At 70.9% G+C, this 25,066-nt stretch carries 22 protein-coding genes; 8 read left to right on the forward strand and 14 right to left on the reverse strand.

The features are described 5' to 3' along the window. Nucleotides 1-11: 11 nt before the first annotated feature. The 3 genes from rfbB to ACZ7L6_RS31655 are packed head-to-tail and all read left to right on the forward strand — an operon-like array spanning nucleotide 12 to nucleotide 2,672. Nucleotides 12-1,001 carry a dTDP-glucose 4,6-dehydratase gene (rfbB, locus tag ACZ7L6_RS31645; RefSeq protein WP_471929811.1) on the forward strand — a complete coding sequence of 330 codons (990 nt, stop codon included), beginning with the start codon at nucleotides 12-14 and terminating at the stop codon, nucleotides 999-1,001. Beyond that, nucleotides 998-1,879 carry a dTDP-4-dehydrorhamnose reductase gene (gene rfbD, locus ACZ7L6_RS31650; protein ID WP_471929813.1) on the forward strand — a complete coding sequence of 294 codons (882 nt, stop codon included), beginning with the start codon at nucleotides 998-1,000 and terminating at the stop codon, nucleotides 1,877-1,879. Before rfbB ends, rfbD begins: the two co-directional genes overlap by 4 nt. Next, entirely contained in the window at nucleotides 1,866-2,672 is an 807-nt protein-coding gene (locus tag ACZ7L6_RS31655) for a class I SAM-dependent methyltransferase (RefSeq protein WP_471929815.1), read from the forward strand. The genes rfbD and ACZ7L6_RS31655 overlap by 14 nt, the downstream gene beginning before the upstream one ends. A gap of 78 nt (nucleotides 2,673-2,750) precedes the next feature. Here ACZ7L6_RS31655 and rfbC read toward each other — a convergent pair whose 3' ends face one another. After that, complete coding sequence (rfbC, locus tag ACZ7L6_RS31660; RefSeq protein ID WP_471929817.1) at nucleotides 2,751-3,362, reverse strand: dTDP-4-dehydrorhamnose 3,5-epimerase; 612 nt, start codon at nucleotides 3,360-3,362, stop codon at nucleotides 2,751-2,753. A gap of 4 nt (nucleotides 3,363-3,366) precedes the next feature. After that, complete coding sequence (locus ACZ7L6_RS31665) at nucleotides 3,367-5,313, reverse strand: glycosyltransferase family 2 protein (protein ID WP_471929819.1); 1,947 nt, start codon at nucleotides 5,311-5,313, stop codon at nucleotides 3,367-3,369. A 182-nt stretch (nucleotides 5,314-5,495) separates the two neighbouring features. Here ACZ7L6_RS31665 and ACZ7L6_RS31670 point away from each other — a divergent pair, with 182 nt between their 5' ends. Then, entirely contained in the window at nucleotides 5,496-6,074 is a 579-nt protein-coding gene (locus ACZ7L6_RS31670) for a metallophosphoesterase family protein (protein WP_471929821.1), read from the forward strand. A 163-nt stretch (nucleotides 6,075-6,237) separates the two neighbouring features. Here ACZ7L6_RS31670 and ACZ7L6_RS31675 read toward each other — a convergent pair whose 3' ends face one another. Genes ACZ7L6_RS31675 through ACZ7L6_RS31705 form a run of 7 tightly spaced genes read right to left on the reverse strand, consistent with a single transcriptional unit; the run spans nucleotide 6,238 to nucleotide 13,754 of the window. Further along, nucleotides 6,238-6,846 carry an SRPBCC family protein gene (locus ACZ7L6_RS31675; RefSeq protein WP_471929823.1) on the reverse strand — a complete coding sequence of 203 codons (609 nt, stop codon included), beginning with the start codon at nucleotides 6,844-6,846 and terminating at the stop codon, nucleotides 6,238-6,240. A gap of 19 nt (nucleotides 6,847-6,865) precedes the next feature. Next, on the reverse strand, nucleotides 6,866-7,966 hold the full coding sequence (locus ACZ7L6_RS31680) for an XdhC family protein (RefSeq protein WP_471929825.1): 1,101 nt from the start codon (nucleotides 7,964-7,966) through the stop codon (nucleotides 6,866-6,868). After that, nucleotides 7,959-9,164 (reverse strand): vWA domain-containing protein, encoded by a 1,206-nt coding sequence (locus ACZ7L6_RS31685; RefSeq protein WP_471929827.1) that lies wholly within the window; start codon nucleotides 9,162-9,164, stop codon nucleotides 7,959-7,961. The genes ACZ7L6_RS31680 and ACZ7L6_RS31685 overlap by 8 nt, the downstream gene beginning before the upstream one ends. 5 nt (nucleotides 9,165-9,169) lie before the next feature. After that, on the reverse strand, nucleotides 9,170-10,045 hold the full coding sequence (locus ACZ7L6_RS31690; protein WP_471929829.1) for an AAA family ATPase: 876 nt from the start codon (nucleotides 10,043-10,045) through the stop codon (nucleotides 9,170-9,172). A gap of 15 nt (nucleotides 10,046-10,060) precedes the next feature. Then, on the reverse strand, nucleotides 10,061-10,915 hold the full coding sequence (locus ACZ7L6_RS31695) for an FAD binding domain-containing protein (RefSeq protein WP_471929831.1): 855 nt from the start codon (nucleotides 10,913-10,915) through the stop codon (nucleotides 10,061-10,063). After that, nucleotides 10,912-13,287, reverse strand: coding sequence for a xanthine dehydrogenase family protein molybdopterin-binding subunit (locus tag ACZ7L6_RS31700; RefSeq protein WP_471929833.1), 2,376 nt, complete (start codon nucleotides 13,285-13,287; stop codon nucleotides 10,912-10,914). The genes ACZ7L6_RS31695 and ACZ7L6_RS31700 overlap by 4 nt, the downstream gene beginning before the upstream one ends. Beyond that, on the reverse strand, nucleotides 13,284-13,754 hold the full coding sequence (locus ACZ7L6_RS31705) for a (2Fe-2S)-binding protein (RefSeq protein WP_471929835.1): 471 nt from the start codon (nucleotides 13,752-13,754) through the stop codon (nucleotides 13,284-13,286). Before ACZ7L6_RS31705 ends, ACZ7L6_RS31700 begins: the two co-directional genes overlap by 4 nt. Nucleotides 13,755-14,012: 258 nt before the next feature. Between ACZ7L6_RS31705 and ACZ7L6_RS31710 the strand changes: the two genes are divergently transcribed. Then, a complete protein-coding gene (locus ACZ7L6_RS31710; protein WP_471929837.1) occupies nucleotides 14,013-16,055 on the forward strand; it encodes a GTP-binding protein in 2,043 nt (680 codons plus the stop codon). A 72-nt stretch (nucleotides 16,056-16,127) separates the two neighbouring features. Further along, a complete protein-coding gene (locus tag ACZ7L6_RS31715; protein WP_471929839.1) occupies nucleotides 16,128-17,987 on the forward strand; it encodes a cellulase family glycosylhydrolase in 1,860 nt (619 codons plus the stop codon). Nucleotides 17,988-18,079: 92 nt separating this feature from the next. Here the strand turns inward: ACZ7L6_RS31715 and ACZ7L6_RS31720 are convergent, their stop codons facing one another. Then, entirely contained in the window at nucleotides 18,080-19,333 is a 1,254-nt protein-coding gene (locus ACZ7L6_RS31720) for a YncE family protein (protein ID WP_471929841.1), read from the reverse strand. Between the two features lie 182 nt (nucleotides 19,334-19,515). Here ACZ7L6_RS31720 and ACZ7L6_RS31725 point away from each other — a divergent pair, with 182 nt between their 5' ends. Further along, nucleotides 19,516-20,175, forward strand: coding sequence for a TetR/AcrR family transcriptional regulator (locus ACZ7L6_RS31725; RefSeq protein WP_471929843.1), 660 nt, complete (start codon nucleotides 19,516-19,518; stop codon nucleotides 20,173-20,175). Between the two features lie 23 nt (nucleotides 20,176-20,198). Here the strand turns inward: ACZ7L6_RS31725 and ACZ7L6_RS31730 are convergent, their stop codons facing one another. Next, nucleotides 20,199-20,528, reverse strand: coding sequence for a PepSY domain-containing protein (locus ACZ7L6_RS31730; RefSeq protein WP_471929845.1), 330 nt, complete (start codon nucleotides 20,526-20,528; stop codon nucleotides 20,199-20,201). A gap of 112 nt (nucleotides 20,529-20,640) precedes the next feature. After that, entirely contained in the window at nucleotides 20,641-21,849 is a 1,209-nt protein-coding gene (locus ACZ7L6_RS31735; protein WP_471929871.1) for a glycosyltransferase, read from the reverse strand. Nucleotides 21,850-22,050: 201 nt separating this feature from the next. On the opposite strand from ACZ7L6_RS31735, the gene ACZ7L6_RS31740 reads away from it, so the two are divergent. After that, nucleotides 22,051-24,015: a ricin-type beta-trefoil lectin domain protein gene (locus ACZ7L6_RS31740; protein ID WP_471929847.1), complete on the forward strand. Its 1,965-nt coding sequence runs from the start codon at nucleotides 22,051-22,053 to the stop codon at nucleotides 24,013-24,015. On the opposite strand, the gene ACZ7L6_RS31745 is transcribed toward ACZ7L6_RS31740, so the two are convergent. Continuing rightward, complete coding sequence (locus tag ACZ7L6_RS31745) at nucleotides 24,012-24,347, reverse strand: hypothetical protein (RefSeq protein ID WP_471929849.1); 336 nt, start codon at nucleotides 24,345-24,347, stop codon at nucleotides 24,012-24,014. The genes ACZ7L6_RS31740 and ACZ7L6_RS31745 overlap by 4 nt on opposite strands. After that, nucleotides 24,344-25,066, reverse strand: a 723-nt coding sequence (locus tag ACZ7L6_RS31750; RefSeq protein WP_471929851.1) for a cytochrome c oxidase subunit I, incomplete at its 5' end; no start/stop codon positions are given. The genes ACZ7L6_RS31745 and ACZ7L6_RS31750, both read right to left, overlap by 4 nt.

The following is a 25,066-nucleotide window of genomic DNA, read 5'->3' on the forward strand; positions in this document are numbered from 1 at the left end:
CAGATCCACCCGTGAACCTTCTCGTCACCGGCGCCGCCGGCTTCATCGGCTCGACCTACGTCCGCCGTCTGCTCGCCCGCGACGCACCGGATGCGCCCGAGGCGCCGCGGATCACGGTGCTCGACAAGCTCACCTACGCCGGCACCCTGGACAACCTCGAACTCGCCCACCCCCGGCTGCAGTTCGTGCGTGGCGACATCCGTGACGCCGAGCTCGTCGACAAGCTGATGGCCGAGGCCGACCAGGTCGTGCACTTCGCCGCCGAATCCCATGTGGACCGCTCGATCGCGGGCGCGGACGACTTCGTCCTCACCAACGTGGTCGGCACCCAGACCCTGCTGGACGCGGCCCTGCGCCACGGCGTCGAACCCTTCGTGCACATATCGACGGACGAGGTCTACGGCTCCGTCGCGACCGGCTCGGCGACCGAGGAGGACACCCTGCGGCCCAGCTCGCCGTACTCCGCCTCCAAGGCCTCCTCCGACCTGCTCGCCCTCGCCTACCACCGCACTCACGGCCTCGACGTCCGTGTCACCCGCTGCTCCAACAACTACGGCCCGCACCAGTTCCCCGAGAAGGTCATCCCCCTCTTCATCACCAACGTCCTCGACGGCGAGCAGGTGCCCCTCTACGGCGAAGGCCTCAACGTCCGCGACTGGCTGCACGCCGACGACCACTGCCACGGCGTCGAACTCGTCCGCACCAAGGGCCGGCCCGGCGAGATCTACAACATCGGCGGCGGCACCGAGTTGAGCAACCGGGACCTCACCGCGCTGCTGCTCGAGGCCTGCGGAGCGGGCTGGGACCGGGTGCGGCACGTCGAGGACCGTAAAGGGCACGACCTGCGCTACTCCGTCGACTGGAGCAAGGCCCGCACCGAACTCGGCTACCGCCCCCGCCACGACTTCGCGTCGGGCCTCGCCGCCACCGTCGCCTGGTACCGCGACCACCGCGCCTGGTGGGAACCCCTCAAGCGGCGCGTCGACGAGGAGCACGCATGAGGTGGCTGGTCACCGGCGCGGGCGGCATGCTCGGCCGCGACACGGTCGAGGAACTCCTCGCCCGCGGCGAGCAGGTGACCGGCCTCGACCACGCCGCCCTCGACATCACCGGCCCCGGGGCCGTCGACCGCGCCCTCGCCGCACACCATCCGGACGTGGTCGTCAACTGCGCCGCGTACACGAACGTGGACGACGCGGAGCAGGACGAGGAACAGGCCCTGCGCGTCAACGGAGACGGTCCGCGCCTGCTTGCCCGGGCGTGCGACGCGTACGGTGCGCGCCTGGTCCATGTCTCCACCGACTACGTCTTCGCCGGGGACGCCGGCACCCCGTACGCCGAGGACGATCCCCCCGCCCCCCGCACCGCCTACGGACGCACCAAACTGGCGGGCGAACGGGGAGTGCTGGACGAACTCCCGGCCGCGAGCACCGTCGTGCGCACCGCCTGGCTCTACGGCGTCCACGGCCGCAGCTTCGTCCGCACGATGATCGGCCTGGAGGCGAGCCGCGACACCGTCGACGTAGTCGACGACCAGCGCGGCCGCCCCACCTGGACCGCCGACGTCGCCGCGACGATCGCCGACCTCGGCCCGCGCGTCGGCGCCCACGCGACCGGCGTCCTGCACGCCACCAACTCCGGCGAGGCCACCTGGTACGACCTGGCCCGCGAGGTGTTCCGCCTGCTCGGCGCCGACCCCGACCGGGTGCGCCCCGTCACCAGCGAGGCCTTCCCCCGGCCCGCACCCCGCCCCGCGTACAGCGTCCTCGCGTACGGCCGCCTGCAGCGGCTCGGCCTCGCGCCACCGCGCGACTGGCGCACCGCCCTGCACGAAGCACTGCCCCGGATCCGCAAGGAGACCCTTCGTGAAACGCCATGAGTTCCTCAAGGAGCTGCACAAGGTCAGCGGCAACCGCAACTACCTGGAGATCGGCGTCAACGACGGCCGCAGCCTCAGACTCTCCCGCGTCCCCACCATCGCCGTCGACCCCGCCTTCAAGGTCGTCACGGAGATCCGCTGCGACGTCCATCTCGTCAAGGCCACCAGCGACGACTTCTTCGCCCGTGACAATCCGCTGATCCATCTCAAGGGCGGACGTCATCCGTTGCGGAATCTGCGACGGGGGCGCAGTCCGCTCGGGTACTGGCGGCGTACCGTCCTCGACCTGTCGTTCATCGACGGGATGCATCTGTTCGAGTACGCGTTGCGGGACTTCATGAACATCGAGCGGCACTCCGACTGGACCAGCGTGATCGTCTTCGACGACATGCTGCCGCGGAACGTCGACGAGGCGGCGCGGGACCGGCATACCGGGGCGTGGACCGGGGACGTGTACAAGATCGCCGAGATCCTGGGGCGTTATCGCCCTGACCTGGTGACCGTGCTCGTCGACACGCAGCCGACCGGGCAGCTCGTGGTGTTCGGCGCGGATCCTCGCAGTACGGTGCTGCGTGATCGGTACGACGAGATCGTGGCCGAGTATGAGGTGCCCGATCCGCAGAAGGTGCCGGAGATGATTCTGGACCGGGCGGGGGCGGTGGCGCCGGAGGTGTTGCTCGCGGCGGGTTTCTGGCGGCCGTTGGCGCGAGCTCGCAGGTTGGGGGTCGGGCGGTCTCGGGGGTGGGAGCCGCTGCGGAAGGCGGTTGAGGGGGTGGTGGGTGGCCATCCGTAGTGCCGGGATCTGCCGTCGTGTGTCTGCCGCGCCATCGTGGCTGGTCGCGCAGTTCCCGGCGCCCCCAGGAAGTTGTCGTCAGTCGTGCTTCAGACGTCCCGTGCGCAACTGGTCGTAATGGGCCGTGCAGGTCTCGTACGACGGGAGCAGGCCCGCCTCTCGCGCCTGTGCCAGTGACGGTGCCTGCGCGTCCTTGGGTGACAGTACGGGCGTGATGTGCGCCGGCCAGGCGATGGCCAGGTCGGGATCCAGAGCGTGCACCCCGTGTTCGCGCTCCGGTGCGTAGCCCGTCGAACACAGGTAGACCACCGTCGCGTCGTCGGTGAGCGCCATGAAGGCGTGGCCGAGGCCCTCCGCGAGGAACACGGCGTGGTGGTCGGTGTCGTCCAGGCGCAGCGCCTCCCATTGGCCGAACGTGGGGGAGCCGACGCGGATGTCGATCACGACGTCGAGGACGGCGCCGCGCACGCACGTGACGTACTTGGCCTGGCCGGGCGGCACGTCGGAGAAGTGGACGCCGCGGAGTACGCCCCGGCGGGAGACCGAGCAGTTGGCCTGTGCCAGGGTCAGGTCGTAGCCGGTGGTCTCGCGGAACTCCGCGGCGCGGTACCACTCGTGGAAGGTGCCCCGGTCGTCCGGGAAGACCTTGGGCTCCAGCGCCCAGGCGCCTTCGATGCCGAGGGATCGCACGCCGTCACCTCCTGCGGGCCCGGGCGGCCCGGGTCCGGAGCCGGGTCGCCGTTCGGCCCAGGGTCGTGCCGAGCCGCCGCCTTGCCCTGCGGACGAACCGTCGTAGGGCACCGGCGCGGGGAGCCCGTATGACTCGCATTCCGCCGGCCCCGGCCCGCAGGGCGAACGGCAGCGTGAGGAAGCGCGGCCCGGACGTGCCGAGTGCTGCCCGCCAGGTCGCTCTTCTCAGCTCACCGAGGGGGAGCACCGACTCCAGCAGTGCCCCGGACCCGTGCGGGGACAGCCTGGCCGGCACCTCGTGGGTGGTGCCGGAGGAGGTGAGGCGGAGGGGCAGTTCGGCGCCGGCGTCGGGGACGTGGAGGGGGAGCGGTGCGCGCAGACGGTCGTCCGAGACCGAGACGTCGTCCAGAGCGAGGGTGCCCAGGCCGACGCGGTGGGTCGCTCGGTCGACGTCCAGGGCGAGGCTCGCGTGCGGTGCGGTCCAGTACGGCAGGACCACGTGGCCGGCGACCACACCGGCGTACGGCGCGGGGCGGTTCTCTCGCGGTGCGGGGCCGAGGCGGCATTCCTTGGTCCAGCCGCCCAGCTTGACGCGGACGTAGGCGTCCCACAGGCCGTCGCCGGTGAGGGTGGCGGGGTCCACGGCGGCGGTCGCGCGCAGGAGCAGGCGGACGCGGCCGTCGTCGCCGGGTTCCGGGATCTCCTCCCGGGTGAATTCCACCTGCTGGAAGTACTGGGCGCCGCTGGCGCGCTCGCGCAGCAGCAGGTCCGCGGTGGCCTGGCCGAACCGGGCGACGGTGTCGGCGCCGACCCAGGCGAGGGCCGCGGTCAGGTCCTCGGGCGGGCCGGCCGGCGGGGTGCGGGCCGGGTCGGCGGCGAAGGTCATCGGTTCACCGGCGGACGTGTACTCGGTGGAGAAACCGACCCGCAGCCTGCCGTCCTCCCAGGCCACGCGCTCGGGGACGGCCGTGAGGGCGATGCCGGCCTCCCACTCGGCGAAGGCCTCGACGTCGTCGTACCGGCCCGCCCTGATCAGGGCGGCGACGACCTGCTGTGTCGGCTGGAGGCCGGCCGCGACGCCGGGTCCGAAGCGCTCCACGACTACCTGGTGGATCTCCTCGAACAGTCCCCGGCGCCAGTCCGCCGGCATCGCGAGGAAACGCCGCCCGCGCATCCGCTCGACCATCTCGACCCGCAGCCACCGCCGGAAGAGCCGGTCACGCAGCGGGCCCGGCTCGGTGTACCGCTCGACGACGTCCAGGGCCTCGCGGAGGTTCTTGAAGTAGCCGCCCGGGTCGAAGCGCTGGAAGCCGGCGTTCGAGGAGTCGTCCCGCCGGACGTGGTAGTAGCAGACGTAGTCGCTGAGTACGGAGACGTTGTCCGCGCGCAGATACGCCTCCGTGACGAAGACGTGGTCCTCCAGCCGGCGTCTGCCCTCGGGGAAGCGCAGGCCGATGTCGTCGAGGAAGGCACGGCGGAACATCTTGTGCGGGGTGAGACTGTCGATCAGCGGAGCGTTCTCGACGGTGGCCCGCGGGTGGTTGCGGCGGAACAGCTCCACCGGCACCGCACGGCCCTTGCCGGCCATCTTGCCGACCACGACGTCGGCGGCGTTGGCCACACCGTAGTCGTACATCCGCTCGAGGGCCTCGTCGCCGAGATGGTCGTCGTTGTCCACGAACATCACGTACTCGCCGCGGGAGGCGGCGATGCCGACATTGCGGGGCTTGCCGGACCAGCCGGAGTTCTCCTGGTGGACGACGGTCACCCGGGAATCCGTGGCGGCGAGCGCGTCGAGCCGGGCCGGCGTGTCGTCGGTGGAACCGTCGTCGACGAAGATCACTTCGTACTCGTCCGGGGGCAGCGACTGTCCGAGCAGTGACTCGATGCAGTCCTCGATATAGACCCCGGGGTTGTACACGGGGACGACGACGCTGACCTTGACCGGCATCCGGGTCCGAGCCCCCTAGGGGTCGCTGTGCGTTTGCGTCAGATTACGGCGCTCGTGGCCAAATCCTAACCACGTCACCGGTTTTGTCCACCGCTCAACCACGGACCCCGCGCCCGGCCGACACTGTCACCCACACCCGGCCGACCTCGGACGAAGTCCTCTCACGCGGGTAGCCTGACAAGGTGCGCCTGCTGTTAATGAGCGACACCCACCTGCCCAAACGCGCCAAGGAACTGCCCGCCCGGCTCCTCGCCGAACTCCCGCGCGCCGACGTCGTGTTCCACGCCGGGGACTGGGTCGACGCGGCCACGCTCGACCTGCTGGAGCGCCGCTGCGCCCGGCTCGTCGGCGTGTACGGCAACAACGACGGACCGGATCTGCGCGCCCGGCTCCCCGAGGTGGCCTACGTCGAACTCGGCGGCCTGCGTTTCGGCGTGGTCCATGAGACCGGCCCCGCCCAGGGCCGTGAGGCGCGCTGCGCCGCCCGCTTCCCGGATCTGGACGTCCTGGTTTTCGGCCACAGCCACATCCCCTGGGACACCACCGCGTCCTCAGGTCTGCGCCTGCTCAACCCCGGCTCGCCGACCGACCGCCGCCGCCAGCCCCACTGCACCTACATGACCGCCACCGTGGACGAGGGCCGTCTCACGGACGTGGATCTTCACCGGCTGCCGCCGCGCCAGGCACCGGTTCAGGGGATGCGCCGCAACAAAGTCCGGGCCGCTCCATACGCAGGGAAGCGGCCCGGGCGCTGCGAGTGATGCGCTGACACGGACCTCCTTCCCACTTCGACGTGAGGTTGGGGGCCACGTAGGCCTCCGTTGTGGCGCGACTACCCCTTCGTGCGCGGCCTACACCCCGGATTCGAGCCATTCCTCCGGGATCAAGCCCTTGGTGGTGGTTCCTGGGCGATCGTCGCCTTGATCACGCACGGAGGGCACGCCGCCACCGCCGTATGCGCACCATCACCAGCACCAGGCCCACCACCGCCCCCGCCACCGCGGCGCGCTTCGCCACCGGCACCCCGGCCGTGCGGAACAGGTCGAGCGGCTCCTGCGGCTGCCCTTCGGCAGCGGTCGCAGTGCCGGCGGGCTCGGCCAGCCGCTCCGACAGACACGTGGCGAACTGCCCGACCAGCCGGTCGCCCACCTCGGCCATCACCCCGCGCCCGAACTGCGCCGGGCGCCCGGTCACGGTCAGATCGGTGTGCACCGACACCGCCGTACCGCCGTCGCCCTCGCCGAGCGTGCCGGTCACCGTGGCCCGTGCGGTGCCCTGCCCGCGCGTCTCCCGGCCGCTCGCGATCAGCACCATGCGGTGCGCCGTCTCGTCCTGCTCCTCGAAGACCGCGGTGCCCTTGTACGTCACGGTGATCGGGCCCACCTTGACCTTCACCGCGCCGGTCACGGTCTTGCCGTCGTACTCCTCGACGGTCGCCCCGGGCATGCAGGGCGCGACGCGCTCGATGTCGAGGAGCGCGCGCCAGGCCTCGTCGACCGGGACCGGGACGGTGAACTCGTGGTGCAGCTCCATGACTTCCTCCAACCGGCTGCTACGACGATGAATGGATCGCGCCCGCCGTGGCCGTCAACGGGGCGCCCGTGCCACCCCACCGCAGCGCGACGATCTCCGCGGCGACGGACACGGCGACCTCCTCGGGCGTCCGCGCCCCGAGGTCCAGCCCGACCGGAGAGCGCAGCCGGGCCAACTCGCCCTCGCCCAGCCCGGCTTCGACCAGCCGCTTCATCCGGTCGTCGTGCGTACGGCGGCTGCCCATCGCCCCGATGTACGCCGCCGGGCGCCGCAGTGCCTCCTCGAGCAAGGGCAAATCGAACTTCGGGTCGTGGGTGAGCACGCAGATCACGGTGCGCTCGTCGGTGTCGGTGCCGTTCAGGTAGCGGTGCGGCCAGTCCACGACCACCTCCACGCCCTCGGGGAAGCGTTTCGGCGTGGCGAAGACGGGGCGGGCGTCGCACACCGTGACCCGGTAGCCGAGGAAGTCGCCGATACGGGCGACCGCGGCCGCGTAGTCGATCGCGCCGAACACCAGCATGCGGGGCGGTGGTGCGAACGAGTGCAGGAAGACGGTGACCGCGTCCTCGCGGCGCTCACCGTGCGGGCCGTAGTGTCTGAGGCCCGTGGCGCCGAGGGCGAGTTCGCCGCGTGCGTCGGCGGTGACCGCCACGTCCAGGCCGGGCGCGCCGAGCGTGCCGGCGACCCGGTCCGGCCACACGGCGAGGGTCGCCCCGCGCGGAGCGGGCCCGTCGGTCACCGTCGCCACCGTGACCGGGCGGCCCGCGGCGACCGACTCCGCGACCTCCCCGAACGCCGGATCGCTCTCCGGCGTCACCGGCCGCACCAGCAGGGTGATCTCGCCGCCGCAGGTGAGCCCCACCGCGAACGCGTCCTCGTCGCTGTACCCGAAGGTCTCAAGGCGTGCCTCCCCGCTCGCCACCACCTCCTGGGCGAGCTCGAACACCGCCCCCTCTACACAGCCGCCCGACACACTGCCCACGACCTCGTCGTCCGGGCCGACGGCCATCGCGGCGCCGGGGTCGCGCGGGGCGCTGCGGCTCGTGGCGACCACCGTGGCGAGCCCGAACGGCACCCCGGCCGTGTACCAGCCGTTCAGCACCGGCAGAACGTCACGCATCGTCCGCTCCTCTCACCGCCGCCGCCAGCCGCTCCAGCGCGGCCAGGCTGTGTCCCTCGACGAACGCGTCCACGCTCGGCAGCGCCGCCGCCATCCCGGCCGCGAGCGGCGCGTATCCGGGGCGTGCCTTGCGCGGGTTGGACCAGATGACCCGGTGTGCCAGGCGGTGCAGGCGGCGCATCTGGGCCGCGAGCAGCTCCGGATCGCCCCGCTCCCAGCCGTCGGACAGCACGACCACGAGGGCACCGCGCGTCATGCCCCGCTGTCCCCAGCGGTCCAGGAAGGCGCGCAGCAGCTCACCGAGCCGGGTACCCCCGCGCCAGTCCGGCACCGCCGAGGCGACCGCCGCCATCGCCAGGTCCGGGTCGCGGTGCGACAGTTCCCGCGTCACCCGGGTCAGCCGCGTGCCGATCGTGAACACCTCCGTGTGCCCGGCGCGGGCGGCCGCGTGCGCGAAGCGCAGCAGCGCGTCCGCGTAAGGCGCCATGGAGCCGCTCACGTCCACCAGCAGCACGACCCTCCGTGGCCGCTCGGCCCGCGCGTGCCGGCGCAGCCGCGCGGGCTCCCCGCCGCGCCGCAGGAGCTCGCGCACGGTCCGGTGCGGATCGACCTCCCCGCGCCGGGCCGGCCGCCGCCGTGCGGACCGCCGGGTCTCGCCGCGCAGCGCGAACGCGGCCAGCAGCCGGCGCACCTGCGCCCGCTCGGCGCCGCTCAGCCCGGCGAAATCGCGGTGCCGCAGCACTTCGGAGGAACTGGCGAGGGACGGTGCGGGCGGGGCTTCCGGTTCGTCCCCTGTCCGGGTACGGGGCCCACTGAGCGTGTCCTGTACGACCAGCCGCAGTCGGGGCGGGGGAGGGGCGGTCACCGGCCGCCGGGCGGATTCACCGGCACCCCCGAAGTACGCCGCGAACACCCGGTCGTACCGCTCGAGATCATCCCGCTCCCCGCACAGCGTCAGCCGGCCCGCCCAGTACACGTCCGCCCGTATGCCCGGCCGCAGTACGTCCACCGCGGACAGGAACGCGTGCACCCGCTCGGCACTCGCACCGACGCCCGCCGCGCGCAGGGCCCGCGCGAAGCCGAGGAGCACGGCGTCCGCGGCGGGCGAGGCGGGGGTGCGGATGTCCGCGCCCGGCGGGTCGCTCGCGTCCAGCGGGGCTCGCCGCCCGTCCCGTACCTCACGTCCCGCACCGCCCATGCCGCTCACGCACCCCGGGCCGCGAGCACCGCCGCGAAGTCCAGACCCCGGGCCCGCTCCGCGTCCTCCCGGTACTTCAGCACCGAGCCCAGCGTCGCCACCGCCAGCTCGGCGTCCACCTCGGTCGCGCCCAGCGTGTCCAGGGCCTCGGCCCAGTCGATCGTCTCGGCGACGCCCGGCGGCTTCAGCAGATCCTGCGCGCGCAGCGCCTGCACCAGTGCCGTCACCTGCTCCGCCAGCCGCGCCGACACCTCCGGCAACCGCCGCCGGACGATGGCCAGTTCGCGGGCGAAGTCCGGATGGTCGAACCAGTGGTAGAGGCAGCGGCGCTTCAGCGCGTCGTGCACCTCGCGTGTGCGGTTGGACGTCAGCACGACCACCGGAGGCACCTCGGCCCGCAGCGTGCCCAGCTCCGGGATCGTCACCGAGAACTCCGACAGCAGCTCCAGCAGGAACGCCTCGAACTCGTCGTCGGCCCGGTCGATCTCGTCGACCAGCAGCACCGAGGGATGCGTCTCCAGCGCCCTGAGCAGCGGCCGGGCGACGAGGAAGCGCCGGTCGTACAACTCGTCCTCCAGCCGGGCGGCATCGGTCACCCCGGCCGCCTCGGCGGCCCGCAGATGCAGCAGCTGGCGCGGGAAGTCCCAGTCGTACAGGGCCTGCGAGGCGTCGATGCCCTCGTGGCACTGGAGCCGGATCAGCGGGGCGCCGAGGGCTTCTGCGAGGGCCGACGCGAGCGCGGTCTTGCCGACGCCCGCGTCGCCCTCGCAGAACAGCGGCCGGTGCAGCCTCAGGGCCAGGAAGCAGGCGACGGCCAACCCGTCGTCGACGAGGTACCCCGTCTCCGCCAGGCGGGCCCGCACCTCCTCCGGGCCGTTCATCGACGTGATCGGCGCTCACCCCATTCCGGCGGCGGCCAGTACCGCCCGCTTGGTGAGGACCCGCGCCAGATGCGCCCGGTACTCGGGCGAGGCCGAGGCGTCCTGCGCCGGCCGGGCGTCCTGTGCCGCGTCCTGAGCGGCCTGCGCGACGGCGACCGGATCCCCGGCCCCGGACAGCGCCGCCTCGGTGGCCGGAGCCCGCAAGGGTGTGGTGCCCATGTTGGTCAGCCCGACCCTGGCCTCGGCGATGTGCCCGTCGTCGCGCCGCACCAGCGCGGCCACGCCGACGATCGGCCAGGCCTGCGCGATCCGGTGGAACTTCTCGTAGCGGAAGCCCCAGCCGTCCGCCTTCGGGATGCGGACCTCGACCAGCAGCTCGTCGGTGGCCAGCGCGGACTGGAGATAGTCGACGAAGAACTCCCGCGCCGGGATCGTGCGCCGCCCCCGGGGCCCCTGGGCCACCAGCTCACCGTCCAGCACCAGCACCACCGCGGGCAGGTCCCCGGCCGGGTCGGCGTGCGCGAGCGACCCGCCGAGGGTGCCGCGATGCCGTACCGCCGGGTCCGCGACCGTGGAGGTGGCGGCCGCCAGCAGTCCCGCGTGCCGCCGGACCAGCGGATCGACGATGACGTCGTGGTGCGTGGTCATCGCGCCGATGACCAGTGTGTCGCCGTCCTCGCGGACGCCGCGCAGCTCGGGGATCCGGTTGACGTCCACGACCAGCTCCGGGAAGGCCAGCCGCAGCCTCATCAGCGGCAGCAGGCTCTGCCCGCCGGCCAGCACCTTCGCGTCCTCGCCCCCGTCGGCGAGCGTGCGCACCGCCTCGTCGACGCTGCTGGGGCGGGCGTAGTCGAATGCGGGGGGAATCATGCCGACGCCTCCTTCCCGGACGGAGCGGACCGAAGGGCCTGCCAGACCCGCTCGGGTGTGCACGGCATCCGCATGTCCTGCACACCGAAGGGCCGCAGGGCGTCCACGACCGCGTTGACCACGGCCGGCGTCGAGGCGATCGTGCCCGCCTCACCGACCCCCTTGACGCCCAGCGGGTTGGAGGTGGCCGGTGTCTCGGTGCGGTCGGAGACGAACTCGGGCAGGTCAGGGGCGCCCGGCACCAGGTAGTCGGCCAGCGTGCCGGTGACCAGGTTGCCCTCCTCGTCGTAGACGGCCTCCTCGTACAGCGCCTGCGCGATGCCCTGGGCGATGCCGCCGTGCAGCTGGCCCTCGACGATGAGCGGGTTGATCACCTTGCCGACGTCGTCGACGCACACGTACGACCGGATGTGCACGGCGCCCGTCTCGGTGTCGACCTCGACCGCGCACAGGTGGGTGCCGTGCGGGAACGAGAACGTGTCGGGGTCGAGGACGTGCTCGGCGTTGATCGACGGCTCCATGCCGTCGGGCAGGTCGTGCGAGGCGAAGGTCGCGAACGCCACCTCCTGGATGGTCTTGCGCGCCTCGGGGGAGCCCTTGACGGAGAACGTGCCGTCGGCGAAGTCGAGGTCCGCCTCGTTGGCCTCCAGCAGGTGCGCGGCGACCTTGCGGGCCTTGTCGACCACCTTGCGGGCCGCTTCGTGGACGGCGACGCCGCCGATGACGAGGGAGCGTGAGCCGTAGGTGTCCATGCCGTGCACCGCCAGCCTGGTGTCCCCGTGCATCACCTCGACGTCCTCGAACGGCACCCCCAGGACGTCGGCGGCGATCTGGCTCCAGGACGTCACATGGCCCTGGCCGTGCGGGCTGGTGCCGGTGACGACCTCGACCTTGCCGGTGGGCAGCACCCGGATGCTCGCCGCCTCCCAGCCGCCGGCCGCATAGCGCATCTCGCCCAGCCAGCGGCTCGGCGCGAGGCCGCACATCTCGGTGTACGTGGAGACGCCGAGGCCGAGCCGTACGGTGTCGTCGTGGTCGACGCGGTCCGCCTGCTCGGCGCGCAGCTTGTCGTAGTCGAACAGGGCGAGGGCCTTGTCGGTGGCGGCCTCGTAGTTCCCGCTGTCGTAGGTGAGCCCGGCGATCGTGGTGTACGGGAACTCCTCGTGCCGGATCCAGTTGTGGCGCCGCAGGTCGACGGGGTCCATGCCGAGCTCCGCCGCCAGATCGTCCATGATCCGCTCGATCGCGAAGGTCGCCTCCGGGCGGCCGGCGCCGCGGTAGGCGTCGATCGGGGTGCGGTTGGTGAAGACGCCGGTGCAGGAGAAGTCGTAGGCGCCCATCTTGTAGATCGCCGGGTACATGGAGGCGCCGAGGATCGGGATGCCCGGGCTGAGCAGCATCAGATACGCGCCCATGTCGGCCATGAGCGACACCTTCAGGCCCAGCAGGGTGCCGTCGCGGCGGGCGGCGATCTCGATGTCCTGGACCTGGCTGCGGCCGTGGTGGGTGGCGACGTGGGCCTCGGAGCGGGTCTCGGTCCACTTCAGGGGCCGGCCCAGGCGCTTGGCCAGGACGAGGGTGATCACTTCCTCGCCGTACACCTGGAGCTTGGAGCCGAAACCGCCGCCCACGTCGGGGGCGACGACGCGGAGCTTCTGCTCGGGGATGCCGGTGGTGACGGCAAGCAGCACCCGCAGGACGTGCGGGATCTGGGTGGACGAGTAGACGGTGAACTCGCCGGACGCGGCGAGCGGGGTGACCACGACGGCACGCGGCTCCATCGCCGTCGGGATGAGGCGCTGCTGGTGGTAGCGGCGGGACAGGACGACGTCGGCCTGGGCCTTGGCGGCCTCGTAGTCGCCGCTGGTCGCGTGGTAGTCGTAGCAGCGGTTAGTGCCCTTGTCGGAGTGGACCAGCGGGGTGCCGTCGGTCAGTGCTCCCTCGATGTCCAGCACGGGGGGCAGCGGGCTGTACTCGACCTCGACGGCCTCCAGCGCGTCGGCGGCCGTGTACCGGTCGCGGGCCACCACGACCGCCACCGGGTCACCGGCGTAGCGCACCTCGTCGACGGCGATCGGCGGGTGGTCCGGCACCACGGTGTCCTCGGCGACGGGCCAGGCACACGGCAGCGAGCCCATCTCCTGCGCGACGTCGCGTCCGCTGAACGCGGCGATCACGCCTGGCAGTTCGAGGGCCGCCGAGACGTCGACGCGGTCGATGCGGGCGTGGGCCATCGGGCTGCGCAGGATCGCGAGATGCAGCAGACCGTTGACGCTGATGTTGTCGGTCCAGGTGGTCTGCCCGGTGATCAGGCGCGCGTCCTCCTTGCGGGGCCGGGCGCGGCCGACCTCGCGTTCGACGGTCTCGCTCATGCCCTCACCTCCTCCTCGGAGACGGCCAGCACGGCCCGCACGATGTTCTGGTAGCCGGTGCAGCGGCAGATGTTGCCCTCCAGGCCGTGCCGTACCTCGTCCGGCGTGGGATGCGGGTGCTCGCGCAGCAGATCGCGCGCCGCCATGATCATGCCCGGGGTGCAGTAGCCGCACTGCAGCGCGTGCTTCTCGTGGAAGGCCCGCTGCAGGGCGGTCAGTTCCCCGTCCCGGGCCAGCCCTTGGACGGTGGTCACCTCGCTGCCGTCCGCCTGGACGGCGAGGACGGTGCAGCTCTTGACGGCGGTGCCGTCCAGCTCGACCGTGCACGCCCCGCAGTTCGAGGTGTCACAGCCGATCGGGGTGCCGGTCAGACCGAGGCGGTCGCGCAGGTAGTGGATCAGGAGGAGACGGGGCTCCACGTCGTCCTCGTAGGTCGTGCCGTCCACCTTCACCGAGATGTGGGTCATGTGCCCTCCAGAGGCCGATCGGGTGGATGAGAGAGGGAAACATCGGCCGGGCGTGATGTACGTCACTCTATGGCGGCACCGGGGAGGCGGCGAGTGCTGCGGCACGGTTCGTTGAGCGTTAATCCATTGCCCGCGCGGGGTCGGTCCTGCTGCACTGCACGGGTTCACGTCTCGTCACGCACAGAGGAGCAGCGATGCGCACTGCGTTCATGTCCCCCCAGGAAGGAACGACCCCCTCATCGAAGGACATGACGCTTCGTGCACTTGCTCAACCTCGGGATCCTCGCCCATGTCGACGCAGGTAAGACCAGCCTGACCGAGCGCCTGCTGCACTCGGCCGGCGTGATCGACGAGATCGGCAGCGTCGACGCCGGGAACACGCAGACCGATTCCCTCGCGCTGGAGCGGCAGCGCGGCATCACCATCAAGTCCGCCGTCGTCTCCTTCGCGCTGGACGACGTGACGGTCAATCTCATCGACACCCCCGGCCACCCGGACTTCATCGCCGAGGTGGAGCGGGTGCTCGGCGTGCTCGACGGGGCCGTGCTGGTCGTCTCCGCCGTCGAGGGCGTGCAGCCCCAGACGCGGGTCCTGATGCGCACGCTGCAGCGGCTGCGCATCCCCACGCTCGTCTTCGTCAACAAGATCGACCGCCGCGGGGCGCGCTACGACGCCGTCCTGCGCGCGATCTCCGAACGGCTCACGGCGGCCGTCGTACCGATGGGGACGACCGACGCCCCCGGCACCCGCGACGCCCGCTTCGTCCCCGGCCTCGCACCGGCGGCCCTCGACGTCCTCGCCGACCACGACGACGAGCTGCTCGCGGCGTACATCGAGGACACGGTCTCGTACGACCGCCTGAGCGCCGCCCTTGCCGACCAGACCCGGCAGGCTCTGGTCCACCCCGTCTACGCCGGCTCCGCCATCACGGGCGCAGGCGTCGGCGCGCTGATCGACGGCATCAGAGAGCTGCTGCCCGCCGCGGGCGGCGACCCCGACGGGCCGGTCTCGGGCACCGTCTTCAAGGTGGAGCGGGGACCGGCGGGGGAGAAGGTCGCGTACGCGCGGATGTTCTCCGGCACGCTGCGCACCCGCGACCGGATCCCCTTCGGCGAGGCCCGCACAGAGGGTGACAGCCGCACAGACGGCGAAACCCGCGTCAACGGTGAAACCCCCGCCGACGGTGAAACCCGCACCGAGGGCAGAGTCACCGCGATCAGCGTCTTCGACCAGGGCGCGGACGTCAGGGACGACCTGGTCACGGCGGGCCGGATCGCCAAGCTCTGGGGTCTGGCCGACATCAGGATCGGCGACGCGCTCGGCGAACCCCGCAAGGCGTACGGGCACTTCTTCGCGCCGCCCACGCTCGAAACGGTCGTCGTCCCGGCCGACGGCGCGGACCGGCGGGCCCTGCACCGTGCCCTCACGCGGCTCGCCGAGCAGGACCCGCTGATCGACCTGCGCCACGACGAGGTACGGCAGGAGACCTTCGTCTCCCTCTACGGCGAGGTGCAGAAGGAGGTCATTCAGGCCACGCTCGCCGACGAGTTCGGCGTCCACGTCACGTTCCGCGAGACGACACCGCTGTGCATCGAGCGGCCGGTCGGCTCGGGCGCGGCGGTCGAGTTCAACAAGAAGGACGCGAACCCGTTCCTCGCCACGGTCGGCCTGCGCGTCGACGCCGCGCCGCCCGGCTCGGGCGTGGAGTTCCGTCTGGAGGTGGAGCTGGGCTCCATGCCGTACGCCTTCTTCAAGGCCGTCGAGGACACCGTCCGGGAGACCCTCGGCCAGGGGCTGCACGGCTGGCAGATCCCCGACTGCACGGTCACCATGACCCACTCCGGCTACTCGCCCCGGCAGAGCCACGCCCACCAGGGCTTCGACAAGAGCATGTCCAGCACCGGCTACGACTTCCGCGGTCTGACCCCGCTGGTCCTGATCGAGGCCCTGCGCCGGGCGGGGACCCAGGTCCACGAGCCCCTGCACCGCTTCCGCATCGAGGCCCCGACCGACACCCTGGCGGCTCTGCTGCCGGTGCTGTCCAGGCTGCGTGCGGTGCCGCAGACCACGGAGACACGCGGTACGTCCTGCGCGCTGGAGGGCTCGGTGCCCGCGGCCCACGTGCATGAACTGGAGCAGCAACTGCCGGGGCTGACGCGCGGCGAGGGCGAGCTGGAGAGCGCCTTCGACCACTACGCGCCCGCCCCGCGCGGCACGGTTCCGGAACGCCGGCGCACCGACCTGAACCCGCTGAACCGGAAGGAGTACCTGTTGAACCTGACGCGCAGGGTGGGCAACTGAGCCGGCCGAGACGGAACTTACTCAGGAGTCAGGGGTGTTGACTGTGTCCTGATATCACCCGACGGTAGTGGAATGCCGAACATTCGGACGCGTTTCCTGGTTGTCCTGGTCGTCCTCTTCGGATCCCTGACGGTGGCGGGCCCCACTCCCGCCACCGCCGCCACCCTCCCCGACTCCCTCTGGTTCGACGAAACACCGCTCACCGTGCAGAACGGCCGCTTCGTCGACGGCGACGGCCGCGAGGTCGTGCTACGCGGCTACAACGTCTCAGGCGAGACGAAACTGAAGGAGAACAACGGCCTGCCCTTCGCGTCGACCGCCGACGCGAAGAAGTCCGCGACCGCGCTGCGCGCGCTGGGCGGCGGCAACTCGGTGCGTTTCCTGCTCTCCTGGGCCTACGCGGAGCCCGTGCGCGGCCAGGTCGACACCGCCTACCTGGCGAAGGCCACCGACCAGATGCGCGCGTTCCTGGACGCCGGGATCCGCGTGTACCCCGACTTCCACCAGGACCTCTACTCCCGCTGGCTGTTCGATCCGGACAGCTGGTACACCGGCGACGGCGCCCCCAAGTGGGCCGTCGACCTCGGTGACTACCCCGACGAATACTGCGGCATCTGCCCGTTCTGGGGCCAGAACATCACCTCGAACGAAGCCGTCAAGCAGTCGACGTACGACTTCTGGCACAACGAGTACGGCCTCCAGGACGCCTTCCTCGATACCGCCCAGAAGACGATGACGTACGTCAAGCAGAACCTCACGGCCGCCCAGTTCACGGGCGTCGTCGGGTTCGACCCGTGGAACGAGCCGCACGCGGGCAGCTACGACTCCGGCCAGACCAGCCGGGCGTGGGAGAAGGACGTGCTGTGGCCGTTCTACGTCAAGTTCCGCGCCCGCATGGACGCGGCGGGCTGGCAGGCCAAACCGGCCTTCGTCGAGCCGAACCTCTTCTGGAACGCCAACCTCGACTTCCAGAAGCAGGAGGGCGGACTGCTGGACGCCGGTACGCTCGGCCCGCGCTACGTCTTCAACACCCACTTCTACGACCAGAAGGCCATCTCCGGCGTCTTCATGTGGGGCAAGGCGGCCGACGGACAGTACGTCGGCGACTTCGGGACCGTCCGCGACCGCGCCTCGGCCACCGGGACGACCGCGATCGTCAGCGAGTTCGGGCATCCGCTCACCGGAGCCGTCTCCGACAAGGCTCCGACGGTCTACAAGGCGATGTACCAGGCCCTCGACTCCCGCGTGAAGGGCGCGAGTTGGTGGTCGAACCCGGCGGGCTCCGGTCCCGTCCTGTCGGGCTCCCAGTGGCAGTGGGACATCTACAACGGCCGCCACCACGAGCTGATGAACGACAACCCGGACAAGGTGCAGACCGACGGCGACGCCTGGAACGGCGAGGACCTGTCCGCCGTACGCCTGGACGACTCGGGCACGCCGGTGCTGCGGCAGGACGCCCGGCTGCTGGACCGGATCTACCCGAGCGCCACCTCCGGCACGACGGTCGCCTTCACCTACGAGGACCGCTCCCGCGACGGCTCGACGACCCTGACCTGGAACCCGGTGCCCAGCTCGCTGCCGAACGTCGCGCAGCTGGTGGGATCGGGCCAGTACGGGCTGCTGCTGTGGCGCTCGAACAGTGGCACGGCACCGACCGAACTGCACCTTCCGGCGTCCTTCCCGACCGCCTCCACGACCGTCGTCTCCGACCTGGGCACGGCGTACGCGCCTGCGGCGTACACCTCGACGACCCCGATCGGCGTGGCCGCCGAACCGGGCGGCACGGGCAGCCGCCGCCTGCTGCTGACCGACTCGGACGCCGGGGTCCTGCACTACGCGCTGGTGACGAACGGGGCGAGCGCCCCGTCGGCCGCTCTACTGAACGCCGCCAAGTCCGAGCTGGCTGCTTGGGCCGCCCGGAACGCCGGGTAACTACCGCTTCTCCTCGGTCGCCGTGCGGCGGATGGCGACCGAGGACGGTGCGGGAGCCGTGCTCAAGGCCCTGGGCTGACTGGGCGGTCCGATCAACCGGCCGAGGGACTCGTCCAGTTGGCCGGTACATGGGCGAGCCTGACCCGCTGCGGGTGGTCGCCGACCGGGACCGACACCGTCTTCTTGCCCGTGGCGAAGTCGATCGCCGTGACCTGGTCGGTGCCGCTCTCGGAGACCACGCAGGACTTGCCGTCACCGCTGACCGTGGCCCAGTAGGGCTTGGAGGCGGTGACGAGCGGGCCCTCCTGGAGGGTGCTGCGGTTGACGACGGTGGCGTAGTCGTCCATCGTGCCCGCGACGCACAGCTTGCTGCCGTCGGGGCTCATGGAAAGGCCGTGGTGGCGCGAGTCGTTGACGAAGGTGGTGCGGTCGTCGCTGGTCGCCGGGTTCTTCGGCAGGGTCTTCGTGCGGGTGATCTTGTCGGTGGCCAGGTCGTACTCGAAGAAGCCGTTGAAGAACGACACCTGGAAGTACAGCTTCGACTCGTCCGGCGAGAACACGGCGGGCCGGACCGCGTCGGAGTAGTCCGTCAGACCGATCGCGTCCAGGCGCTGGCGCATGTCGATGACCTTGACCTGCCGGTACGTCGTCGCGTCGACGACGGTGATACGCCGGTCGCCCTTCGTCCAGTCCAGCCAGGGGGCGTCGGTCTGCGTGTTCACGTCGCCGATCGCCATGTTGTAGATGTACTTGCCGTCCTGGGTGAAGATGTTCTCGTGCGGCTTGTCGCCGGTCGCGAACTTGCCCAGTTCCTTGCCCGTGACGATGTCCAGCACATGCACGGTGTTGGACGTCGAGGCCGACACCGCGACCCGCTTGCCGTCTGGGGAGACCGCCATGTGGTCGGCGCGGTAACCGGACACGGGGAAGCGCCAGTTGATGTCACCCGTGCTCAGGTCGATGGACACCACGTCGGCGAAGCTCGGCCGGGAGACGACCATCGACGTGCCGTCGGGTGTGGAGTACATGTCGTCGACGAACTGGTCGTGGCCCTCGCCGACGCTGTTGCGGATCGCCATGAAGTAGATCCACTTGATCGGATCGGCGTTGATCTCCGCCATCCGCTCGTCCTTGTCCGGGATGACATTGACGCGGCCGATCTTCGCGAAGTCGCCGGAGGACTTGATGACTTCGGCGGTGCCGTCCCAGTTGTTGCCGACGAACAGCACCTCGCGCAGCGCGGCGGCGGAGGAGTCGGCTGCTGTGGCTGTCGTCGCGGGGGCGGTCACCGTCAGGGCGAGGGCGGCGGCTGCGGAGAACAGGTGCCTGGGTCTGATGGCAGGCATGACTGCTCCCTTCCTCTGAGGTGGGCGTCATGAGTGGGGCATGCCAAAAGCAGAGTGGCGAATCTGAACACAAGCGCTTTCAGAATCAACTTACTGCAAAGTAAGGAAGGGGGGCCCTTCTCCACAAGACCGCGGACACGACAAAATTGGCCGTCGGGTCGGCGAGGTGGCGGGAGGACAGCGTGGCGGGCAGGCTCAAGGCGCCCACCGGTCGCTACGGCGGCAAGTCGGCCGAGGAACGACAGGCCGAGCGGCGTCGCCGCTTCCTGGACGCGGCACTCCAGCTCTTCGGTGACAGCCCCGGCTACCGGGGCACGACCGTCGCGGCGCTGAGCGAGGCCGCAGGCCTGTCGACCCGTCAGTTCTACGAGGAGTTCCGGACCCTGGAGGACGTCCTGGCCGCCCTGCACCTCCAGGTCAACGGGTGGGCGCAGGAAGCCGTCCTGGCCGTGGCAGCCGACGCGGCCGACCTCCCGCTCGCCGAACGCGCCACCGCGATCTTCCGCGCCTACGCCGCCAACGTCACCGCCGACCCGCGCCGCATCCGCATCACCTTCGTCGAGATCGTCGGCGTCAGCCCGCGCCTGGAGGAGCAGCGCCTCGCCCGCCGCGCCCAGTGGATCGACCTCGTCTGCGCCGAGGTGGCGGCCGCCGTCGCCCGCGGGGAGGCGGCACCCCGCGACTACCGCCTCGCCGTGACCGCGTTCATCGGCAGCGTCAACGGGCTGCTGCACGACTGGAGCGCGGGGTGGGTGGACGCGACCCTCGACGAGGTCGTCGACGAACTCGTCCGCCTCCTCCTCGGCATCCTCCAGCCGGCGGACCCGCGCCTCGCCCCCTGACGGCGGGGCGGGGACCGCCGGGGTCAGTCGTCGCCGTTCGTGTCGTGCTCGCCGCTGTCGGCCGAGCTGCCGACGACCTTGAAGTCCTTGTCGAGGTGGACGTCGGTCCGCTTGCCGTTGTCGAGCGTCACCTCGACCTCGTAGTACGCGTCCTCGTCACCGGCCTCGGTGTCCGTGACCCTGCCGCCACTGGTGTGTTCCAGCGCCGCCGCGCTCGCCCTCTGGAGCGCGCTGCCCGTGATGGGCGGCTCGGAGTCGTCCCCACCGGCCGTGGCCACGGCGAGTGAGGTGCCGCCGCCGACGAGCGCGGCCGAGATCACGCCTGCGACGATCCACTTGCCCTTGCGCTTCATGTCCACTCCCTGTGCCGCGCGGTGCGGTGCCCGCCCTGTCGTGCGGTCCGACCTGCGGTTCCAGGATGCGACCCGCTGGCTGAACACGCGCTGAACGAAGCTGAACGGCGATTCAGGTGAGCCGGTTCACCGCGTCGAGCACGGGAGCCACACCGTCCTCGGCGCGCAGCCCGTCGGCCAGAGCTCGGGCACGACGGCGGTAGGACGGGTCGGCGGTCGCCTGCCGCAGGGCCGCCGCCAGCGCCTCGGCGGTGAACGTCCGCAGTGGCACGGCCCCGGGCGCCACGCCGAGCGCGACCAGGCGAGCGGCCCAGAACCCCTCGTCGAACTGGACCGGCACGGGAACGGCGGGCACCCCGGCGCGCAGCCCGGCCGCGGTCGTGCCCGCACCGCAGTGGTGAACCACGGCGGCCATCCGCGGGAACAGCAGGGAGTGCGGTACGTCGTCGACGGTCAGGACGTCGTCCCCGGTGGCCTCGAGGCCGCCCCAGCCCCGCTGGATCACCCCGCGCATCCCGGCCCGGCGCAGGGCGCCCACGACCTCGGCGCTCAGCCCCGCAGGATCGGGCACGGTCGCGCTGCCGAGGCCCACGAAGACCGGCGGCGGGCCCGCGTCCAGGAAGTCCCGTAGCTCGGACGGGAGTTGCGCCTCGCCGTCGTACGGCCACCAGTACCCGGCGACCTCCAGGTCCGGCCGCCAGTCGCGCGGCCGGGGCACCACCAGGGGGCTGAAACCGTGGAGCACGCGGCCCCTTCGTGCGCCCGGCACTGCGCGGCGCGAAAGCCCGAGCCTCGTCCGCACCTCCGGTACGGCCGCCGAGAAGACGCGTTCGATGGCCAGGTTCACGCCGTGCCCGGCGACGCGGTTGCCGAGGCTTCCCCAGGAGCGGCCTCCGAGCATCGGCGGCCCGAACTCCCGGGTGGGAGCGAGCGGTTGGAGAGGGAGCTCGATGCCGGGCAGGGCGAGGCCCTCGGCGATGGCCTGCCCCAGCGGTGCGGTGGAGGCTGCCAGGAGCAGGACGTCACTGTCCCGGGCCGCCGTCAGCATGTCGTCCGTCATCCGACCGGCCAGGGCCCGCGCCATCGCGACCACGCGCACGAGCTTGCCGACGCCGGTCGTGCTCCGGTGCAGACTCTGCCCGCGCTCGGACTCCAGCTCCGCCCGTGGATCCACGGGCAGCGAGTGGAAGCGTACGCCCGACCCCGCGACCAGCCGCTCGAAGCGGCTGTGCGTGACCAGGGTGACATCGTGTCCGGCCACGGAGAGGGCGTGCCCGAGACCGGTGTAGGGTGCCACGTCACCCCGGGAGCCCGCCGTCATGATCGCTACACGCACATCGGCCAGTATGGCGGCGAGGACTGCTCCGTGCTCCAACGGTTCGAGGAAAAGGGCGACTTCAAGGCCGTCCCGGCCGTTGACTTCACCCCCTCGTGGCTCTACTTTCAGCGCCACATGTTCGGGTTTCCGAATTGCGTTCGAAATCACGAACCAGCTGAGTGTTCCTCCGCACTTAGGAGCCGTATGTACTCCCCGCCCCGCATGCCTCTCGTACGCCGCTGCAGATCCGCGGTCGCACGTGTCCTGGCCCTGCTGCTCGCCGCGTCGGCCGCCCTGCTGTTCGCCGGATCCGCACCGGCTCTGGCGGCGACGACGACCCGTCAGATACCGGTGCCCGCCGCGCCCATGGGCTGGGCGTCCTGGAACGCCTTCGCGGCGAAGGTCGACTACAACGTCATCAAGCGGCAGGTCGACGCGTTCGTGGCGGCGGGGCTGCCCGAGGCCGGCTACGAGTACGTCAACATCGACGAGGGCTGGTGGCAGGGCACCCGCGACAGCGCCGGCAACATCACCGTCGACGAGACGGAGTGGCCGGGCGGCATGAAGGCCATCGCGGACTACATCCACAGCAAGGGCCTCAAGGCCGGCATCTACACCGACGCCGGAAAGGACGGCTGCGGCTACTACTTCCCCACCGGCCGCCCCGCTGCGCCCGGCTCGGGCAGTGAGGGACACTACGAGCAGGACATGCTCCAGTTCTCGCGGTGGGGCTTCGACTTCGTGAAGGTCGACTGGTGCGGCGGTGACGCCGAGAGCCTCGACCCGAAGACGACCTACCAGGCGATCAGCGACGCCGTGACCAAGGCGACCGCGACCACCGGCCGCCCGCTCGCCCTCTCCCTGTGCAACTGGGGCAGGCAGAACCCGTGGAACTGGGCGCCGGGCATGGGCCCGATGTGGCGGACGAACACGGACATCTTCTTCCACGGCAACACCCCGTCGTACAGCGAGGTGCTGACCAACTTCGACCGGAACATCCACCCCACGGCCCAGCACACCGGCTACTACAACGACCCGGACATGATGGTCGTCGGGATGACGGGCCTGACCGCCGCCCAGAACCGCAGCCACATGAACCTGTGGGCGATCTCCGGCGCCCCGCTCCTCACCGGCCTCGACCTCACCACCCTGACCACCGAGACGGCGAACATCCTCAAGAACCCCGAGGTCATCGCCGTCGACCAGGACCCGCGCGGCCTCCAGGGCGTGAAGGTCGCCGAGGACACCACCGGTCTCCAGGTGTACGGCAAGGTCCTGGCCGGCAGCGGCAACCGTGCCGTCGTCCTCCTCAACCGCACGTCGACCACCCAGAACATGACCGTCCGCTGGTCCGACCTCGGCCTGACGAACGCGACCGCGACCGTCCGTGACCTGTGGGCCCGCCAGAACGTCGCCACCACCGGCACGAGTTACACCACCAGCGTCCCGGCGGGCGGTTCCGTGATACTCACCATCACCGGCGGCACCGAGCAGACGGCGAGCACCTACAACGGCACGTCGACCTTCTCCGGCGTGGTCGCCGCAAGCGCCGGTCTGAAGACGGTCGAGGTCTCCTACACCAACAACACGACGACGGCGCGCACGGCCACGCTCACCGTCAACGGCCAGACCCCCACCAAGGTCTCCTTCCCGCCTACCGGCGCCGGCCCCGGCAACATCTCCGTCAACGTCTCCCTGGCCAAGGGCAACGCCAACACGATCGCCTTCTCCAGCGCCCCGACCCTCGAAGGCATCGTCGTCCGGCCACTGCCCGGCAAGAACGGCACGCTGATCACCGGTACCGGGTCCGGCCGGTGCGCGGACATCAACGACAACACCATCGTCAACGGCACCGACGCCCAGCTGTGGGATTGCAACGGCGGCCAGAACCAGGTGTGGCAGTACAACAGCACCCGCAAGGAGCTGGTGGTCTACGGCAACAAGTGCCTGGACGCCTACAACCGCGGCACCACCAACGGCACCCGCGTCGTCATCTGGGACTGCAACGGCCAGACCAACCAGAAGTGGAACCTCAACAGCGACGGCACGATCACCAACGTGAACGCCGGACTCTGCCTCGACGCGTACGGCGCGGCCACGGCCAACGGCACCAAGCTGGTGCTCTGGACGTGCAACGGCCAGGGCAACCAGAAGTGGACGGTGAGCTAGCGCAGGACCGGGCCCAGGCACAGGGCAAGGACGCCGAAAGCCGAGGCGCAGGTCAGCAGCCAGCCGGACAGCAGACGGCGTCGCAGACCGAGGTAGGTCGCCTCGTACTCGTCCCGCAGACTCCCGGCACGCGCCGCCGTGTGCTGCCAGGAGGCGCGGGCGAGTGCGAGGTACTCCGCCTCGAACCGCCGCTCCACCTCTTCCCGTTGTGCGTCCGTCAGCCAGTGCAGTGGCGCGCTGAAACGCGCGGCGGCCGTACGGCCTTCCTCGCGGGTCGCGGCGAGCAGCAGATGCCCCTCGACGTCGTTCACGAACTTGTCCGTGAGGCTCACAGAGTGGTCAACTCCCTCTCCGGCGCAGGGGCGTGATGCAGGTCGAACGCCGGGGATTCGGAACGGATCCGCGGCAGGACGAGGAAGTTGTGGCGTGGTGGTGGGCAGGACGTCGCCCACTCCAGGGAGCGGCCATACCCCCACGGGTCGTCGGTCTCGACCTTCTCCCCGTATTTCGCCGTCTTCCAGATGTTGTAGAAGAACGGCAGCAGGGACAGCCCGAGCACGAACGAGAACACCGTCGACAGCGTGTTGAGGGGCGTCAGCCCTTCCACCGCCAGATAGTCGGGGATCCGGCGCTGCATTCCGTTCACACCCAGCCAGTGCTGGACCAGGAACGTGCCGTGAAAACCGATGAAGAGAGTCCAGAAGGTCATCTTGCCGAGGCGCTCGTCCAGCATCCTGCCGGTGAACTTCGGCCACCAGAAATGAAATCCCGAGAACATCGCGAAGACGACCGTGCCGAAGATGACGTAGTGGAAGTGGGCGACGACGAAATACGTGTCGGACGTCGGGAAGTCCAGCGGCGGTGAGGCGAGCATGACGCCGGTCAGGCCGCCGAAGACGAACGTGATCAGAAAACCGAAGGCCCAGAGCATGGGTGTTTCGAAGCTCAGCGAGCCGTTCCACATGGTGCCGATCCAGTTGAAGAACTTCACGCCGGTGGGGACGGCGATGAGGAACGTCATGAAGGCGAAGAACGGCAGCAGCACACCGCC

This window comes from Streptomyces sp. NPDC107522, assembly GCF_055657525.1.